17 protein-coding genes and 1 tRNA gene are annotated in these 15,420 nt (G+C 68.6%); 11 read left to right on the top strand and 7 right to left on the bottom strand.

Annotated elements, in window-relative coordinates; all coding sequences use genetic code 11:
* The 5 genes from DDT93_RS07075 (at nucleotide 1) to DDT93_RS07055 (ending at nucleotide 6,225) form a co-directional block, all read left to right on the top strand.
* Complete coding sequence (locus DDT93_RS07075) at nucleotides 1-1,026, top strand: ABC transporter permease (protein ID WP_109465111.1); 1,026 nt, start codon at nucleotides 1-3, stop codon at nucleotides 1,024-1,026.
* Nucleotides 1,023-1,952 carry an ABC transporter permease gene (locus tag DDT93_RS07070; protein WP_109465110.1) on the top strand — a complete coding sequence of 310 codons (930 nt, stop codon included), beginning with the start codon at nucleotides 1,023-1,025 and terminating at the stop codon, nucleotides 1,950-1,952. Before DDT93_RS07075 ends, DDT93_RS07070 begins: the two co-directional genes overlap by 4 nt.
* 3 nt (nucleotides 1,953-1,955) lie before the next feature.
* A complete protein-coding gene (locus DDT93_RS07065) occupies nucleotides 1,956-3,575 on the top strand; it encodes a dipeptide ABC transporter ATP-binding protein (protein WP_109465109.1) in 1,620 nt (539 codons plus the stop codon).
* Between the two features lie 21 nt (nucleotides 3,576-3,596).
* On the top strand, nucleotides 3,597-5,384 hold the full coding sequence (atzF, locus tag DDT93_RS07060) for an allophanate hydrolase (RefSeq protein WP_109465108.1): 1,788 nt from the start codon (nucleotides 3,597-3,599) through the stop codon (nucleotides 5,382-5,384).
* A 151-nt stretch (nucleotides 5,385-5,535) separates the two neighbouring features.
* Nucleotides 5,536-6,225, top strand: a complete 690-nt coding sequence (locus DDT93_RS07055) for a GntR family transcriptional regulator (RefSeq protein WP_109465107.1) — start codon at nucleotides 5,536-5,538, stop codon at nucleotides 6,223-6,225.
* A 39-nt stretch (nucleotides 6,226-6,264) separates the two neighbouring features.
* Here DDT93_RS07055 and DDT93_RS07050 read toward each other — a convergent pair.
* Together DDT93_RS07050 and hemE are read right to left on the bottom strand one after the other, a co-directional pair.
* Nucleotides 6,265-6,341, bottom strand: a tRNA-Met gene (locus DDT93_RS07050).
* 55 nt (nucleotides 6,342-6,396) lie between these two features.
* Nucleotides 6,397-7,428, bottom strand: coding sequence for a uroporphyrinogen decarboxylase (gene hemE, locus DDT93_RS07045; RefSeq protein ID WP_109465106.1), 1,032 nt, complete (start codon nucleotides 7,426-7,428; stop codon nucleotides 6,397-6,399).
* A 102-nt stretch (nucleotides 7,429-7,530) separates the two neighbouring features.
* Here hemE and hemC point away from each other — a divergent pair, with 102 nt between their 5' ends.
* The 4 genes from hemC (at nucleotide 7,531) to DDT93_RS07025 (ending at nucleotide 9,737) form a co-directional block, all read left to right on the top strand.
* Nucleotides 7,531-8,490, top strand: coding sequence for a hydroxymethylbilane synthase (hemC, locus tag DDT93_RS07040; RefSeq protein WP_109465105.1), 960 nt, complete (start codon nucleotides 7,531-7,533; stop codon nucleotides 8,488-8,490).
* A 124-nt stretch (nucleotides 8,491-8,614) separates the two neighbouring features.
* Nucleotides 8,615-8,935, top strand: a complete 321-nt coding sequence (locus DDT93_RS07035) for a hypothetical protein (protein WP_109465104.1) — start codon at nucleotides 8,615-8,617, stop codon at nucleotides 8,933-8,935.
* A gap of 99 nt (nucleotides 8,936-9,034) precedes the next feature.
* Nucleotides 9,035-9,382 carry a Lin0512 family protein gene (locus tag DDT93_RS07030; protein ID WP_109465103.1) on the top strand — a complete coding sequence of 116 codons (348 nt, stop codon included), beginning with the start codon at nucleotides 9,035-9,037 and terminating at the stop codon, nucleotides 9,380-9,382.
* Nucleotides 9,375-9,737, top strand: coding sequence for a Lin0512 family protein (locus DDT93_RS07025; RefSeq protein WP_109465102.1), 363 nt, complete (start codon nucleotides 9,375-9,377; stop codon nucleotides 9,735-9,737). Before DDT93_RS07030 ends, DDT93_RS07025 begins: the two co-directional genes overlap by 8 nt.
* Before the next feature lie 45 nt (nucleotides 9,738-9,782).
* Here DDT93_RS07025 and DDT93_RS26445 read toward each other — a convergent pair whose 3' ends face one another.
* Nucleotides 9,783-9,995 carry a hypothetical protein gene (locus DDT93_RS26445; RefSeq protein ID WP_157960121.1) on the bottom strand — a complete coding sequence of 71 codons (213 nt, stop codon included), beginning with the start codon at nucleotides 9,993-9,995 and terminating at the stop codon, nucleotides 9,783-9,785.
* Between DDT93_RS26445 and cysG the strand changes: the two genes are divergently transcribed.
* Nucleotides 9,994-11,370, top strand: coding sequence for a siroheme synthase CysG (gene cysG, locus DDT93_RS07020; RefSeq protein ID WP_109465101.1), 1,377 nt, complete (start codon nucleotides 9,994-9,996; stop codon nucleotides 11,368-11,370). The genes DDT93_RS26445 and cysG overlap by 2 nt on opposite strands.
* A gap of 64 nt (nucleotides 11,371-11,434) precedes the next feature.
* On the opposite strand, the gene hemF is transcribed toward cysG, so the two are convergent.
* Genes hemF through clpS form a run of 4 tightly spaced genes read right to left on the bottom strand, consistent with a single transcriptional unit; the run spans nucleotide 11,435 to nucleotide 14,510 of the window.
* Nucleotides 11,435-12,328 (bottom strand): oxygen-dependent coproporphyrinogen oxidase, encoded by an 894-nt coding sequence (hemF, locus tag DDT93_RS07015; protein WP_109465100.1) that lies wholly within the window; start codon nucleotides 12,326-12,328, stop codon nucleotides 11,435-11,437.
* A 6-nt stretch (nucleotides 12,329-12,334) separates the two neighbouring features.
* Nucleotides 12,335-13,132, bottom strand: a complete 798-nt coding sequence (locus DDT93_RS07010; protein ID WP_109465099.1) for an SDR family NAD(P)-dependent oxidoreductase — start codon at nucleotides 13,130-13,132, stop codon at nucleotides 12,335-12,337.
* Nucleotides 13,133-13,177: 45 nt separating this feature from the next.
* Nucleotides 13,178-14,173 carry a class I SAM-dependent methyltransferase gene (locus DDT93_RS07005; protein WP_109465098.1) on the bottom strand — a complete coding sequence of 332 codons (996 nt, stop codon included), beginning with the start codon at nucleotides 14,171-14,173 and terminating at the stop codon, nucleotides 13,178-13,180.
* Between the two features lie 4 nt (nucleotides 14,174-14,177).
* The gene (gene clpS / locus DDT93_RS07000; protein ID WP_408607913.1) at nucleotides 14,178-14,510 is read right to left on the bottom strand and encodes an ATP-dependent Clp protease adapter ClpS; all 333 of its coding nucleotides are present in this window, start codon (nucleotides 14,508-14,510) and stop codon (nucleotides 14,178-14,180) included.
* Nucleotides 14,511-14,616: 106 nt separating this feature from the next.
* Between clpS and DDT93_RS06995 the strand changes: the two genes are divergently transcribed.
* Nucleotides 14,617-15,315, top strand: coding sequence for an HAD family hydrolase (locus DDT93_RS06995; protein ID WP_109465096.1), 699 nt, complete (start codon nucleotides 14,617-14,619; stop codon nucleotides 15,313-15,315).
* Nucleotides 15,316-15,420: the final 105 nt, after the last annotated feature.

Raw genomic sequence — 15,420 nt, 5'->3', positions numbered from 1 at the left:
ATGGGCGCGCGGGGGAGGGCGACGCTGGTCCGGGTGCTGCAGGCGATACCCGTGATCTTCGGTGTCATCGTGATCAGCTTTATCCTGACCCGCGCGCTGCCGGGCGATCCGGCGGTGCAGTTCGCGGGGGCAATGGCCACCGATGAGAGCATTCAGCAGGTGCGCGAGACGCTGGGACTGGACAAGCCGCTGCCGCAGCAGTTCGTTCTCTACCTGTCGCAGCTTGCGCAGGGGGACCTGGGCCAGTCGCTGTCGACCGGGCGGCCGGTGCTGACCGACCTCGCGTCGCGGCTGCCCGCCTCGCTGGAGCTGACGCTGGTCGCGCTGTTGCTGTCCTGCCTCGTATCGGTGCCGCTGGGCGTGCTGGCCGCGACCCGACCGGGCAGCTGGGTGGACCAGCTCTGCCGCCTGCTGGTGACGGCAGGTGTGTCATTGCCGACCTTCTTTACCGGCGTGGTGCTGATCTACATCTTCTACTACCTGCTGGGCATTGCGCCCTCGCCGCTGGGGCGGCTTGATTTCGTCTATCTCGACCCGCCGCGCGTCACCGGCTTCTTCCTGATCGACTCGGCGCTGGCCGGGGATGGCGAGACATGGTTCGCGGCGCTGCGCCAGCTGATCCTGCCCGCCTGCACGCTGGCTCTGTTCACCCTCGCCCCGATCGCGCGGATGACCCGGGCCGCCATGCTCTCGGCCCTGTCCGCCGACTACATCCGGACGGCGCGGGCTGCCGGGCTGACGCGGGGCAAGATTCTGTACGGCTATGCCTTTCGCAATGCGCTGCTGCCGGTGGTGACCACGCTCGGCATGGTCTTTTCCTTCGTGCTGGGGGCCAATGTGCTGGTGGAAAAGGTCTTTGCCTGGCCCGGTATCGGGTCCTACGCGGTCGAGGCGCTGGTGGCCTCGGACTATGCCGCCGTGCAGGGGTTCGTCCTGTCGATGGCCCTGCTCTTCGTCCTCCTCAACCTTGTGATCGACCTTGCCTACTCGGTGATCGATCCGCGATTTGGGACTGCTGCGAAATGACCGAGACATCGCTGACCCCCGACGCCCTCGTCATGGCCGCCCCGGCAGAAGAGGCTCCGGTGCGGGCCGCCGCCAAGCCGCGCGCGGCGATGCTGGGGCATGTCCTCTACGTGCTGCGCGAGAACCCTGTGACGGGTCTGGCCTTTGCCATGTTCGCCTTCTTCGTCGGCTCCGCGCTCTTCGGGGTGTGGCTGGTGCCCTATGATCCGCTGGCCACCGATGCGACGGCGACGCTGCAGCCGCCGTCGGCGCAGCACTGGTTCGGGACCGACAACCTCGGGCGCGACGTGTTCAGCCGGGTGATCGTGGCGACGCGGCTCGACCTGATGATCTCGGTGGCGGCGGTGGCGATGTCCTTCGTGATCGGCTCGGTCCTTGGTGCCGTCGCGGGCTATCGCGGCGGGCTGATCGACGTGGCGACCTCCCGCGTGCTCGACACCATCATGGCCTTTCCGCTCTTCGTGCTGGCGATGGGGATCGTCGCGGCGCTTGGTAATACGGTGGCGAACATCATCTACGCCACGGCGATCATCAACATCCCCTTCTACGCGAGACTGGTCCGGGCCGAGGTGAACATCCGTCGCGACGCGGGCTTTACCCTCGCGGCCAAGCTGGCGGGCAACTCCGACGCCCGCGTGCTGGCCTTTCACATCTTCCCGAACGCGCTGCCGCCGATGATGGTGCAGGTCTCGCTGAACCTCGGCTGGGCGATCCTGAACGCCGCCGGCCTGTCGTTCATCGGACTGGGCGTGCGCCCGCCAACCCCGGAATGGGGGATCATGGTGGCCGAGGGCGCCAACTACATCGTTTCGGGCGAGTGGTGGCTGGCCCTGTTCCCCGGCCTCTGGCTGATGCTTGCCGTGTTCACCTTCAACCTAATGGGCGACGGTCTGCGCGACATTGTCGACCCGAGACAGAGGACCTGAGCCATGTTGTCGATCAAGGATCTCCAGGTCGCCTTCAAGACCCGCAAGGGTGAGGTGAACGCGGTGCGCGGTGTCTCGTTCGAGCTGGCGCGCGGGGAACGGCTGGGCATCGTCGGCGAAAGCGGTTCGGGCAAGTCGGTGACCTCCTACGCGCTGATGCGCATTCTCGACGCGGGCGGGCGGATCAAGGCGGGGGATGCGGTCTATTCCGGGATCGACCTGCGCAACGCCTCGGAAAGCGCGATGAAGGACCTGCGCGGCCGCGAGATCTCGATGATTTTCCAGAACCCGCGCGCCGCGCTGAACCCGATCCGCAAGGTGGGTCACCAGATCGAGGACGTGCTGCGCCGCCATGCCCGCGCCAGCCGACAGGATGCCCGGGACAAGGCCATCGCGGCATTGGAGGCGGTGCGGATCAACGATGCCGCCGCGCGCTACGAAGCCTATCCGTTCGAGTTGTCGGGCGGCATGTGCCAGCGGGTGGTCTGCGCCATTGCTTTGGCCTGCGACCCCAAACTGTTGATCATGGACGAGCCGACCACCGGGCTCGACATCACCACGCAGAAGGCGGTGATGGACCTCGTGGACGACCTGGTGAAGGCGCGGGGCATGTCGTCGATCCTGATCACGCACGACCTCGGGCTCGCCTCGGAATACTGCGACCGCATCGTGGTGATGAAGGACGGGCAGATCGTCGAACAGGGCGATCCGAAGGCGCTGTTCACCCGCCCGCAGCATCCCTACACGCGCAAGCTGGTCGATGCGACGCCGCGCCGGGGCGCCACGATCCGGGCGCTGTTGCCTGCGGAGGAACGTCGGCCCGAATTGCCCCACGCGGTGAAGGACACGCCGATCCTCGAGGTGAAGGATCTGGTCAAGACCTACCAGGGCAAGTCCGGGCCGGTGCACGCGGTCAAGGGTGTCTCGTTCACCATCCACGAGGGCCAGAGCGTCGGGCTGGTCGGCGAGTCGGGCTGCGGCAAGTCCACCACCTCGTCCATGCTGGTGCGGCTGCTGGACCCGTCCTCGGGGCAGATCCTCTATCGCGGGACCGACCTTGCCACGATCCCCTCGGACGGCTTTGCCCGCCACCCGCTGCGCCCGAAGATCCAGATGGTGTTTCAGGACGCCACCGACAGCCTGAACCCGCGCCACAGCGCGCGCCAGTCGATTGCCGAACCGCTGCTGCGGATGACCCCGCTGCGCGGCGCGCTGCTGGCAGCGCGGGTCGAGGAACTGGCACGGCTGACTGGCCTGCCGGCCCATCTGCTCGACCGGTTCCCGCACCAGCTCTCTGGCGGCCAGAAGGCGCGGGTCGGGATCGCGCGGGCCATCGCGCCGGACCCAGACTTTCTGATCCTCGACGAGCCGACCGCCGCGCTCGACGTGTCAATCCAGGCCGTCGTCCTGAACCTGCTGGCCGATCTGCGCGCGACGCTCGGCATGAGCTACCTGTTCGTGAGCCACGACCTGAACGTCGTGCGCCTGTTGTGCGACCACGTCATCGTCATGAAATCCGGCGAGATCATCGAGGCCGGACCGGCCGAGGATGTCATGGATGCGCCATCGCATCCCTATACCCGCGCGCTGCTTGCAGCCGCACCGCAGGCGCCTGCCGCCTGACCCTGCCAAGGAAGACTCCCCATGCTGACAGACCTCCCCTTCACGCTGGCCGCATTGCGCCTGGCCTATGACACCGGCACCGCGCCCGAAGCGGTGATCGCCGAGGCGTTCCGGCGCCTCGACGCGGCGCAGGACCCGGGGATCTTCATCCACGAGGCGCGCGACGCGGCGCTGGCGGCCGCGCGCAACCTCGGGCCGCGCGACGGGCGGGCGCTCTGGGGCATTCCCTTCGTGGTGAAGGACAACATCGACGTGGCCGGGATGCCGACCACGGCGGCCTGTCCGGATTTCGAGTATCTCGCCGAGGAGGATGCCTTTGTCGTCGCCCGGCTGAGGGCGGCGGGGGCGATCTGCCTCGGCAAGACCAACCTCGACCAGTTCGCCACCGGTCTCGTCGGGGTGCGTACGCCCTACCCGGTGCCCCGCAACGCGCTGGACCCCGAGATCGTGCCGGGCGGCTCCTCGTCCGGCTCGGCGGTGTCCGTGGCGCTGGGGCTGGCGAGCTTCGGCCTCGGCACCGATACCGCCGGGTCGGGCCGGGTGCCCGCGGCGCTGAACGGCATCGTGGGGCTGAAGCCCAGCCTTGGGGCGCTCTCGGCCAGCGGCATGGTCCCGGCCTGCCGCACACTCGACACCATCTCGGTCTTTGCCATGACGGTGGAGGACGCCTGGGAGGTCTACGCCGCCGCTGCGGCCTATGACCCCGCCGATGCCTATGCGCGGCGGTTCCCGGCGCCCCGGCTCGGCGCAGTTCCACCGGGGCTGAGGGTCGCGATCCCCGATCCGGCGACGCTGATCACCGACGGGGACGCGGTGCAGGAGGCATCCTTTGCGCAGGCCGTTGCCCGCCTCCGCGCGCTGGGCGCCGAGGTGACCGAGGTCGACTTCACCCCGTTCTACGACACCGCGCGGATGCTCTACGAAGGGGCCTGGGTGGCGGAGCGGACGGCGGCGGTCGGCGACCGTCTCGCCCATGCGCCCGAGACCCTGCACCCGACGACGCGCGCCATTGTCGAGACCGGCGTCGCGCTCTCTGCCGTCGATGCCTTTCGCGGACAGTACCGGCTGGCCGAGCTGCGCCGCCGCTGCGATGGTATCTGGGAGGGGGCCGATATGCTCTGCGTGCCGACGATCCCCCGGTTCGTGTCGCGGGCCGAGATCGCGGCGGACCCGATCGGGCCGAATGCATTGCTCGGGACCTATACCAACTTCGTGAACCTGCTGGACCTCTCGGCGCTGGCCGTGCCGACCGGCGCGCGCGGAGACGGGCGGCCTGGGAGCGTGACGCTGATCGGGCGCAGTGGCGAGGATGGGGCGCTGGCAGCGCTCGGCACCGAGCTGGAGCGGGGGCCGATGGGGGCGACCGGCTGGGCGCGACCGGCCCGCCACAAGACCACCGGCCTCGCCGCGCAGGGCGAGGTCGCGCTGGCCGTCTGCGGGGCACATATGTCGGGGCTGCCGCTGAACCACGAGCTGACGTCGCGCGGCGGGCGGTTCCTGAAGGCCTGCAAGACCGCGCCGGAGTACGCGCTGCACGCCCTTGCGGGCGGTCCCCCCATGCGGCCGGGGCTGGTGCGGCGCCGGGGCGGGGCGGCCATTGACATCGAGATCTGGGCGCTGCCCCTGGCCTCGGTCGGCGGTTTCCTTGCCGGGATCCCCGCGCCGCTGTCCATCGGGACGCTGCGCACGGCGGAAGGCGAGATGGTGAAGGGGTTCCTCTGCGAGTCGGCGGGGCTTGAGGGCGCGACGGATATCACCGCCTTCGGCGGCTGGCGCGCATGGCTCGACAGCCAGCGGCAGTCGGCCTGAGACGCCAGGCAGAGGGTCGGCCCGTGCAGATCGCGCGTGATCTGTGCGGCCACCTGTCCTAGAAAGAATCCGATTCCGACAAGGAGACGGATTTGCGAAATTCTGATGCCGTAACGGAGGCTCATGGCCGACGCACCGCCGGAGAGCGGGCATGAGCGGCAAGGGTGAAACCCGCGCCAGCGATGTCCTGCAGCGGATGCGGGACGATATCCTGAACTGTCAGCTTCAGCCCGGGCTGAAACTGCGGTTCGAGCTGCTCCGCGAGCGCTACGGCGTCAGCTTCTCGACCCTGCGCGAGGCGCTGGCGCGCCTCTCGGCCGAACGGCTGGTGCTGTCCGAGGGGCAGCGCGGGTTCCTCGTCGCGCCGCTCTCGGTGGCCGAACTGGAGGACCTGACCGCATCGCGTGTGCTGGTCGAACGCGAGGGGCTCCGGCGGTCGATGGAGCGGGGCGACGATTCTTGGGAGGCCGGGATCCTCGCGAGCTTTCACCGCATGGACCGGCTGCAGTCCCGGCTGGGCGCGGGCTGCGAGACCGATGCCGAATGGGCGGCGCTGCACGGCAAGTTCCACCTCGCGCTGGTCAGCGCCTGCGCCTCGCCGACGCTGCTGGAAATGCGCGAGACGCTGTTCCTGCGGGCCTACAGGTATCGCCGGCTGGCTTCTGACCTGCGCCCCGGCTGGCAACCGGCGGAGACCGGGCATCGGGCGATCATGGAGCAGGCGCTCGACCGCTCGCCCGAGGCGCTCGACCTGCTGGAACGCCATTTCAGCGAGGCCACGGCGCACCTGCTCGACCACGCCGGAGACCTGTTCGCGACGGACGCCGCCGCGCACGCCTGAGCGCCGGATGCGGCGCCTGATCTGACTGTCTGGGGATTCTGGTAGCGGAGGAGGGACTTGAACCCCCGACACGCGGATTATGATTCCGCTGCTCTAACCAACTGAGCTACTCCGCCACGAGCGACGCCGGACCTAAGGCAGGACCGGCGGGGCGTCAAGAGCGAAATTTGCCTATTTGCTCCGGACGGTGTCGATCATTAGCTGCACGTTCTCCGGGTCGGCGTCCGGGGTGATCCCGTGGCCGAGGTTGAAGATGTGCGGACCCTTGGAAAACGCCTCTACGATATGGCGGGTTTCGTCGATCAGGGCTTGTCCGCCGGTCACCATGTGTGTCGGCGAGAGGTTGCCCTGCACGCAGCCGTCGCACTGGACGTTGGCGGCGGCCCATTCGGGGCTGACGGAGTTGTCGAGGGCCACGCAGTCGGCGCCGGTCGCCTTGGCGAATCCGATGTACTTGTCGCCCGCCTCGCGCGGGAAGGCGATGACGGGCAGGCCCGGGTGACGCCGTTTCAGTTCGGCGATGATGCGGGCGGCGGGGGCGGTGGCGTAGCGGTCGAAGTCGTCGCCGCCGAGCGATCCGGCCCAGCTGTCGAACAGCTTGACGCATTCCGCACCTGCGTCGACCTGAGCCGAGAGGTATTCGATCGTTGCCTCGGTGATGCGTTCGAGGAGGGCTTCGAACAGCGTCCGGTTCTGTGCCATCAGGGCATGGGCCGGGGCCTGGTCGGGGGTGCCGCGCCCGGCGATCATGTAGGTGGCGACGGTCCAAGGCGCGCCGGCAAAGCCGATCAGCGCGGTTTCGGACGGCAGTTCGCGCGAGAGGATGCGCACCGTCTCGTAGATCGGGTTCAGGGTCTCGTGGATGTCGGCGGCGGGCTTCAGCGCGTCGAAGTCGGACTGGGCGGTCACGGTGGACAGGCGGGGGCCCTCGCCGGTCACGAACCACAGGTCGGCCCCGAGCGCCTGGGGCACCAGCAGGATGTCGGCGAAGAGGATGGCGGCGTCGAACCCGTAGCGGCGGATCGGCTGCAGCGTCACCTCGGCGGCGAGGTCGCTGTTGTAGCACAGCGACAGGAAGTCGCCGGCCTTTTCGCGGGTGGCGCGGTACTCGGGCAGGTAGCGCCCGGCCTGCCGCATCATCCAGATCGGAGGGGTATCGAGGGTCTCGCCCGCCAGGGCGCGCAGCAGCTTTTTCTGGCTCATCGTTCTCTCGCTTTCCGTTCCGGGGATGGGTAGGGGCGAATGCCCGCCAGCGCAAGGCGAAGCCGTGTTGTCAGGGCACTATGACGCGAGTAGAGACAGGGCATGACCGATGCACTTCCCTCCCCCGTCGCTCCTCTGAAGATCGGCACGCGCGGCTCGCCGCTGGCGCTGGCGCAGGCCCATGAAACCCGCGACCGGCTGGCCGCTGCCTTTGACCTGCCGATGGAAGCCTTCGAGGTGGTGGTGATCCATACCACCGGCGACGACCGGGCGCTGATCGCGGCGGACCAGCCGCTGAAGACGCTGGGCGGCAAGGGACTGTTCACCCGTGAGATCGAGCAGGCGCTGCTGAGCGGCGGCATCGACATCGCGGTGCACTCGATGAAGGACATGCCGGTGTTGCAGCCCGAGGGGCTGGTTCTGGACACCTACCTGCCGCGCGAGGACGTGCGCGACGCCTTCATCTCGCCGGACCATGACGGGATTGCGGCGCTGGCCGCGGGGGCGGTGGTCGGCACGTCGAGCCTGCGCCGCCGAGCACAGCTGCTGAACCGTCGGCCCGACCTGCAAGTGGTGGAGTTTCGCGGCAACGTTCAGACCCGGCTGCGCAAGCTGGCCGAGGGCGTGGCCGAGTGCACCTTTCTTGCCATGGCCGGGCTGAACCGGCTGGCGATGGAGGGCGTTCCGGCGCAAGCCATTGCACCCGAGGACATGCTGCCCGCCATCGCGCAGGGCGCCATCGGGATCGAGCGGCGGCTGGACGACCGCCGGGTGGCCCGGATGCTGGAGGCGGTGCACGACGTGCAGACCGGGCAGCGGCTCGCGGCCGAGCGCTCGTTCCTCGCCACGCTGGACGGATCCTGCGAAACGCCGATTGCCGGGCTGGCCGAGCTCGATGGCGGCACCCTGCGCCTGCGGGGCGAGGTGCTGCGCCCGGACGGGTCGGAGTCGATTACCGACGATGCCACGGCCCCGATCCCGGATGGCCGGGAGTTGGGCCGCGAGATGGCGGTCAAGCTGCTGGAGCGCGCCGGGCCGGGTTTCTTCGACTGGCGGGCGTGACTGGCAGAGCGGTTTCGCGTTCCGGCTGTATTCTGCTGACCCCGGGCGGGAAAAACTTGCCCGGTGACGCGATTCGTCCCTAGGCTGCCCCATTGCGTTTTCAATTTAAGTAAGGGGGGCCATTATGCCTATTTTCTTCCTGTCTGCCGATTTGAACCATGAAGACGGCGAGGCGCACTACACTGCCCTGTTCGAAGAACTGAAGAAGATGCGGGGGCACCGGGTCATGAACCACGCGTTCCTGGTCCACGTCCGCACCGAGAGCCCGAAACAGCTGTTGGAGCACCTGCGGCCGTTCCACGGGGAGAATGACCGCCTGTTCGCCCTGCGGGTGCATCCGGCGCATTCCTTCTACCAGCACGCCTATCCGCGTACGAACGAGTGGCTGGATCAGCACTTCAAGGTCGACCGCGCGCTGGCCGAACGGGCCGACGTGGACGCCTGACGCAGAGAGGCCACGCGAGGGGCCGGGCGCGGCGTTTCCGCTCGCGCCCGGCCCCCGAATGCGCCATGTTCCGCGTGACATCTGACGGGGAGCTGGCACATGCGGGTGCTGACCGAATTCGGCATGGGGACCTCCCTGCGCCGTGGAGACTATACCGAGGCCGCGCGGCGGGCGATTGCCGATGCGCTGTGGCACAACTCGATCAACATGGCCGAGTTGTTCGGCTTCGACAAATCTGCGATGCGGATCAAGGTCGAGATAGGCGTGCAGCAGCCGGATCGGGTGGACACCGCCGCCCTGCTCGAGGTGTTTCCCTATGGCCAGCCCGAGGTGATCGTCGTCGAGGGCGGGCTCGACGTGCCGCGCCCGGATGGAGAGGGCCATGCCACGGTGATCGCCAACGCGGCGCTCTCGGTGAGCTTCGACATGGAGCGGGCCGATGACTGACCAGCGCGTGATCATCGAGATGGGCATGGGCAACGACCAGTACGGTCGCGACTATACCAAGGCTGCGGCGCGGGCGATCGAGGATGCCATCCGCCATTCGTCGCTGCCGCTGATCCGGGGGCTGGAGGTTCCGGCCGCCGGGATGCGGGTGCAGGTCACCGTCGGTGTGCAGGACCCCGGGGCGGTGGATACCGACGCCCTTGCCCAGAAACTGCCGCACGGGACGGTCACCGTCAGGGCGGTTCGCGGTGGGCTGGATGTGGCCTCCGAGGATGGACAGTCGGCCATCGTCATCGCCTCGGCGGCGGTCGAGGTGTTTCTTCCGCCGCAATCCGGATGGCGCCTGCGGGGCTGATCGCAACGGCGCAGAACCGGGCAGGGGCGCTCAAAAACCGTTCAATCAGGGGCAAATGCGCCTGAAACGCGCGGCCTCCGGCGCGGGCTGACGAGAAAAACGTTGCCGCCGCGGCGCTCTCTGCGCTTCCTGTTCACGTGTCGCGGCAATGGCGCCGCCGATTCTTCCCGAAGCCGGGTTCCACTGGGCAAAGCTGCTCGATCCTTCGCAGGCACTGCGACGGTCGGCGGCTTTTTTGGTTTTGGAGGTATCCCTCATGAAGAATTTCCCGATGTTCCTGCGTATGGACGGTCGGCGCGTGGTGATCTGCGGCAGTGGCGAGGAGGCGGCGCGCAAAGCGCGGCTGATCCTGAAGACGGAGGCCGAGATCGTGGTCGTCGGGCGGGATCTCGACCCGGAACTGGCAGGGCTGGTGGCCTCGGGCCGGGCGCGCGGGGTGGACGAGGCCGAGGCCGCGACCTTCGACGGCGCGGCGCTGTGCTTTATTGCGACCGGCGACGCGGCGGAGGATGCGCGCCTGCGGGGAATGGCGCGGGCGGCGGGCGCGGTGGTGAACGTGGTGGACCGGCCCGAGCTTTGCGACGCCTTCACGCCCTCGATCGTGGACCGCGATCCGGTGGTGGTGGCCATCGGGACCGAGGGGGCGGCCCCGGTGCTGGGCCGTGCGATCAAGACCGAGATCGAGACCATGCTGGCCCCGCGGCTCGGCTCATTCGTGGCGCTGGCGGGGAGACTGCGGGGCGCAGTCGCCGAGGCCATCGCGCCCCGGGCGCGCCGCGCCTTCTGGGACCGGGCCTTCAACGGCGATCCGTTCCGCGCGCATCTGGCGGGGCGCGAACGGGCGGCGGCGGAGATGCTGAAGGAGGCGATTGCCGGGGGTGCGGCACCGGAAGCCACGGGGCATATCGCGCTGGTCGGCGCTGGACCGGGGGCGCGCGACCTGCTGACGCTGCGCGCGGTGCGTCGCCTGCAGGAAGCCGACGTGATCTTTTACGACCGGCTGGTGGACCACGAGGTGCTGGAACTGGCGCGGCGCGATGCCGACCGGGTCTACGTGGGCAAGGAGGTGGGCGCCCACGCCTGGCCTCAGGACCGGATCGACCGGCTGATCGTGGCGGAGGCGGCGCAGGGGCGCCGGGTGGTGCGGCTGAAATCGGGCGATCCCTCGGTCTTTGGCCGGGCGACCGAGGAGCTGGAGGCGGCCCGCGCCGCAGGGATCGAGGTGGAGATCGTGCCGGGCATCACCGCCGCCTCTGCCGCCGCTGCCGCCATCGGGCGCCCGCTGACCGAGCGGGGCGAGACCGATACCTTTGTCATCTCGACCGGCATGTGCAAACCGGGCGACGCCTCACCTGACCGGCAGCTGATGGCGCGGCCGGGGACCTCGATGGCCTTCTACATGGCGGTGGAAAAAGCCGCCGAATTGCAGGCGGACCTGCTTTCGGCGGGCGCCCCGGCGGAATGCCCGGTGGAGATCGTCGCCTCGGCCGAGACCGCCCGACAGCGCCATGCCTCGGCCACGCTGGCGACCATGGCGGAGTGCATCGAGCGGGAGGGGCTGGCGAGCCCCGCGATCCTGTTCGTGCGCTATCCGAAGTCGATGGCGGCGGCGCGGGCGACCCGGGCGGCGTGAGGGGGGCGCTGCCCCCCGGCCTGCGGCCTCCCCCCGGGATACTTGGAACCCAAAGAAGCCGGGTTCAGTGCCACTTGGCCATCGGCGGGAGACTCATCAGCACGGCGTTGGCGTCGTGGCCGGTTTCGAGGCCGAACTTGGTGCCGCGGTCGTAGACGAGGTTGTATTCGGCATAGAGGCCACGGTGCGTGAGCTGCGCGTCCTTGTCGGCCTCGGACCAGTCCTGCACGCGGCGCTTTTCCACCAGCGGCAGGAAGGCGGGCAGGAAGGCGCGGCCGATGTCGCGGGTCAGGGCGAAGTCGGCCTGCCAGTCGCCACTGCAATGGTCGTCCATGAAGATGCCGCCGACGCCACGCGCACGCTTGCGGTGGGGGATGTAGAAGTACTCGTCGGCCCAGGCCTTGAGGCGCGGGTAATGCGCCGGTCCGTGCGGGTCGAGGTGGGCCTTCTGCACCGCGTGGAAATGCGCGGTGTCCTCGTCGTACTCGATGCAGGGGTTGAGGTCGGAGCCGCCGCCGAACCACCAGGCGTGCGGGGTCCAGAACATGCGGGTGTTCATGTGGACCGCCGGGACGTGGGGGTTCTGCATGTGGGCGACGAGCGAGATGCCGGAGGCCCAGAATCGCGGATCGTCCGCCATGCCGGGGATGCCCTTGCGCGCCGCCATCGCGGCCTGTGCCCGTTCGCCGAGGGTGCCGTAGACGGTCGAGACGTTGACGCCGACCTTTTCGAAGACGCGGCCGCCGCGCATGACGCTCATCAGCCCGCCGCCCGCGTCGGAGCCGTCGGCAGAGGCGCGGCGGGTCTCGGTCACCTCGAAGCGGCCGGGGGCAGCATCGGCGAGCGGGCCGGTGTCGTGGCTATCCTCAAGCGCCTCGAAGGCGGTGACGATCTCGTCGCGGAGTTGCCGGAACCACTGCGCCGCAGCGGTCTTTTCGGTCTGGAATGTGGCGGTCATGGGCGCTTAGTGCGCCGCTGCCGGGACGGCGTCAAGCAGGGTGCGGCCGCCGTCGACGGTGACGACCTGGCCGGTGACGAAGGAGGCGGCCTCGGAACAGAGGAACTGGACCGCTTCGGCGACCTCGCCCGGTGCGGCGATGCGTCCGAGCGGCGTGTGCTTCTCGATCTCCTGCCGGTACTCGCGGTGGTCCTTCAGCAGCGATTTGAGCGAGGCGCTCATCACCGAGCCGATGGCGACGGCATTGACCCGGATGCGGTGGGGGGCCAGCGTTACCGCCAGCGATCGCGTCATCTGGTCGAGCGCGGCGGCGCTGATCGAATAGGCCATCAGCTCGGGGTGGGCGCGGCGGGCCGAGATCGAGGTGATGTTGACGATGGACCCGGCGAAGCCCTCGTCGCTGCCCTCGGACTGCTTGATCATCCGCTTGGCGACCATCTGGCTCAGGCGCAGGGTGGAGAGAACGTTGTTCTGCAGCATCGCCTCGGCCAGTTCGACATTGGTGTCGAGCGGGTCGCTGAATTCGACCTGGCGGGCGGCGTTCACCAGGATGTCGACCTGGTCGAAGTTGTCGATGGTGGCCGAGAGCAGGTTGGCGAGCGTCAGCTTTTCGCGCAGGTCGCCGGCGAAGACGCGGATGCTGCTGTCGGGCCGGTCGCCGAGTTCGGCCTGCAGGGCCTTTTCATCCATGTCGACCGCCATCACGTTGGCGCCCTTCTCGGCGAACTTGCGGGCAATGGCGAGGCCGATGCCATTGGCAGCCCCGGTGATGATCGCGGTCTTGCCGGCAATGGAAAAGGACATGGGCGACTCCTGAGGGGGATGGTCCGGGGGCGAGACTAGCCCGGTTCAGCGCTTCGCGCGAGAGGGGTGTTGCGCAAGCAACAGCTTGAAGCGGTTGTCGCCGCCGATCTCGTCGATCTGGCGGAAGGCCTCCCGGAGGGTGGGTTCGTAGGGCAGGTGGCGGTTGGCCACCATGACCAGCTGGCCGGAGGGGGCGAGCAGGCGGGCCGCGGCCCGGATGAAGGCGCGGCCGAGGTCGGGATCGGTATCGCGCCCGGAATGGAAGGGCGGGTTCATCACCACGGTGTCGATCCGGCCCGGCGCCTGCCAGGTGGTCGCGTCGGCCCAGTGGAAGCGGACGCGCGGGTCGGTCACGTTGATACGCGCGCAGTCGAGCGCGCCGTAGTCCGCCTCGACGAGATCGAGGCTTTCGACCCCGGCGTCGGCCAGCACCGCATGGGCGAGGTAGCCCCAGCCTGCGCCGAGGTCGGCGACATGGCGGCCGAGCTTGGCGGGCAGGGCGGAGGCCAGGAGCTGCGAGGCCGGGTCGATGCCATCGGCAGAGAAGACGCCGGGCGCGGTCCGGTAGCCCTCGACCCATTGCTCGGCAGGGGCGCGCCAGTCGGCGAAGGCGGCGGCGTCGGCCTCGCACCAGAAGAGCTTGCCGTGGGCCTTGGAGATCGGGGCGGAGACCGCGGTGCGCTTGCGCATGTCCTTGAGGACGCTGTCGACGCCGTCGGTCTTGGCCCCGTCGACGATCACCGGGCCGGAGGTCGCGCCCATCGCGGCGGCCAGCAGCGCGCGGGCCTGTGCCTTGGCGCGCGGCAGGACCACGAGGACGGCGGCCAGCGGATCCGTCAGCTGATCGAGCGCGACGACGGTCTGGTAGCCCTCGGCGGCAAAGGCCGCGTGGTCGGGGTAGAAGGGCTGAACCACGGTGACGCGGTCGCGGGGCAGGGCGGAGAGGTCCGTTCCGGCGCGCGGGTGCAGGACGGCGATGCGGCCCTCGGCGGGCAGCACGAGGCCGCCCTCTTCGAGAGCGAGGCTCAGGCGCTGGGACAAGAGGTCAGTCTTCCTTTTCCATCGTGCACTGCAGGGGGTGCTGATGGCGGCGGGCAAAGTCCATGACCTGCCCGACCTTGGTTTCGGCAATCTCGTGGCTGAACACGCCCACGACGGCGACGCCCTTCTTGTGCACGGTCAGCATGATCTCGAAGGCCTGTGCGTGATTCAGGCCGAAGAACCGCTCGAGCACGTGCACGACGAACTCCATCGGCGTGTAGTCGTCGTTCAGCAGCAGCACCTTGTAGAGCGGCGGCCGCTTGGTCTTTGGCCGCGTCTCGAGAAGGACAGAGCTGTCGCTGTCATCATCCGACTTTTTCGACATCTGGATTTGCATGGGAGTCATCGCAGGAAGGAACCTGGTTCCGGCACATCATTGGGCGTTTGCTTGTATATAGTGTTAATGCAGGATTCGGAAAGACGATGTAAACAGAGTTGATGACATGAAAGCGCTCACAACGGTCGGTTTTGACGCGGATGACACGCTCTGGCACAACGAACGCTTCTTCCGGCTGACGCAGGACCGCTTTACCGAACTGCTGTCCGATCACTGCGCGCCGGACCGGCTGGACGAGCGCCTGCTGGCCGCGGAACGGCGCAACCTGTCTCTCTACGGTTTTGGGATCAAGGGATTCACCCTGTCGATGATCGAGACCGCGGTCGAGGTGACCGGAGGCAAGGTGCCGGGCGAGGTCATTGCCGCGCTGCTGGCCGCCGGGCGCGAGATGCTGGCGCATCCGATCGACCTGCTGCCCCATGCGCGGGACGCGGTGGAACGGATCGCCGGGACGCACCGGGTGGTGCTGATCACCAAGGGCGACCTTCTGGACCAGGAGCGCAAGCTGGCGCAATCCGGGCTGGGCGAGTTGTTCGATGGGGTCGAGATCGTTTCGGACAAGACGCCGGCGCGATATGGCGAGATCTTCGCGCGGCTGGGGGACGGGCCGGAGCGGGCGATGATGGTCGGCAACTCGATGAAATCCGACGTGCTGCCCGCCATCGAGGTCGGGGCATGGGGCGTTCACGTGCCACACGATCTGCTCTGGGATCTCGAACATGCCGAGCCGCCGGAAGCACATGGCCGGTTCCGGACCATCCCCTCGCTGGAGCAGCTGGCGGCGCTGGTCGAAGAGATCGGCTGAAGCTTGCCGGGTGCTTCGCCCAGCAGGGCGCGTTCGGGGGTGGTTTCTGCCTTGGTTTCGCCACAATTCAAGGTATTGCCGCTCAAATCGGCGGCGCCCCAAGAT

The organism is Albibacillus kandeliae (genome assembly GCF_003116585.1).
In the GTDB taxonomy this organism is placed as follows: Bacteria; Pseudomonadota; Alphaproteobacteria; order Rhodobacterales; family Rhodobacteraceae; genus Albibacillus; species Albibacillus kandeliae.
Note: the sequence above shows the minus strand (reverse complement) of the source record. Positions and strands in the feature narration are given on the sequence as shown.

Bases quoted from the DNA above. Each gene is read 5' to 3' on its own strand.
- DDT93_RS26445 (WP_157960121.1), bottom strand. From the start codon at position 9,995: ATGAGGGATACCTCCAAAACCAAAAAAGCCGCCGACCGTCGCAGTGCC.
- DDT93_RS07070 (WP_109465110.1), top strand. From the start codon at position 1,023: ATGACCGAGACATCGCTGACCCCCGACGCCCTCGTCATGGCCGCCCCG.
- DDT93_RS06995 (WP_109465096.1), top strand. From the start codon at position 14,617: ATGAAAGCGCTCACAACGGTCGGTTTTGACGCGGATGACACGCTCTGG.
- cysG (WP_109465101.1), top strand. From the start codon at position 9,994: ATGAAGAATTTCCCGATGTTCCTGCGTATGGACGGTCGGCGCGTGGTG.
- clpS (WP_408607913.1), bottom strand. From the start codon at position 14,510: ATGCAAATCCAGATGTCGAAAAAGTCGGATGATGACAGCGACAGCTCT.
- atzF (WP_109465108.1), top strand. From the start codon at position 3,597: ATGCTGACAGACCTCCCCTTCACGCTGGCCGCATTGCGCCTGGCCTAT.
- DDT93_RS07075 (WP_109465111.1), top strand. From the start codon at position 1: ATGGGCGCGCGGGGGAGGGCGACGCTGGTCCGGGTGCTGCAGGCGATA.
- DDT93_RS07010 (WP_109465099.1), bottom strand. From the start codon at position 13,132: ATGTCCTTTTCCATTGCCGGCAAGACCGCGATCATCACCGGGGCTGCC.
- DDT93_RS07025 (WP_109465102.1), top strand. From the start codon at position 9,375: ATGACTGACCAGCGCGTGATCATCGAGATGGGCATGGGCAACGACCAG.
- DDT93_RS07065 (WP_109465109.1), top strand. From the start codon at position 1,956: ATGTTGTCGATCAAGGATCTCCAGGTCGCCTTCAAGACCCGCAAGGGT.
- hemE (WP_109465106.1), bottom strand. From the start codon at position 7,428: ATGAGCCAGAAAAAGCTGCTGCGCGCCCTGGCGGGCGAGACCCTCGAT.
- hemF (WP_109465100.1), bottom strand. From the start codon at position 12,328: ATGACCGCCACATTCCAGACCGAAAAGACCGCTGCGGCGCAGTGGTTC.
- DDT93_RS07035 (WP_109465104.1), top strand. From the start codon at position 8,615: ATGCCTATTTTCTTCCTGTCTGCCGATTTGAACCATGAAGACGGCGAG.
- hemC (WP_109465105.1), top strand. From the start codon at position 7,531: ATGACCGATGCACTTCCCTCCCCCGTCGCTCCTCTGAAGATCGGCACG.
- DDT93_RS07030 (WP_109465103.1), top strand. From the start codon at position 9,035: ATGCGGGTGCTGACCGAATTCGGCATGGGGACCTCCCTGCGCCGTGGA.
- DDT93_RS07055 (WP_109465107.1), top strand. From the start codon at position 5,536: ATGAGCGGCAAGGGTGAAACCCGCGCCAGCGATGTCCTGCAGCGGATG.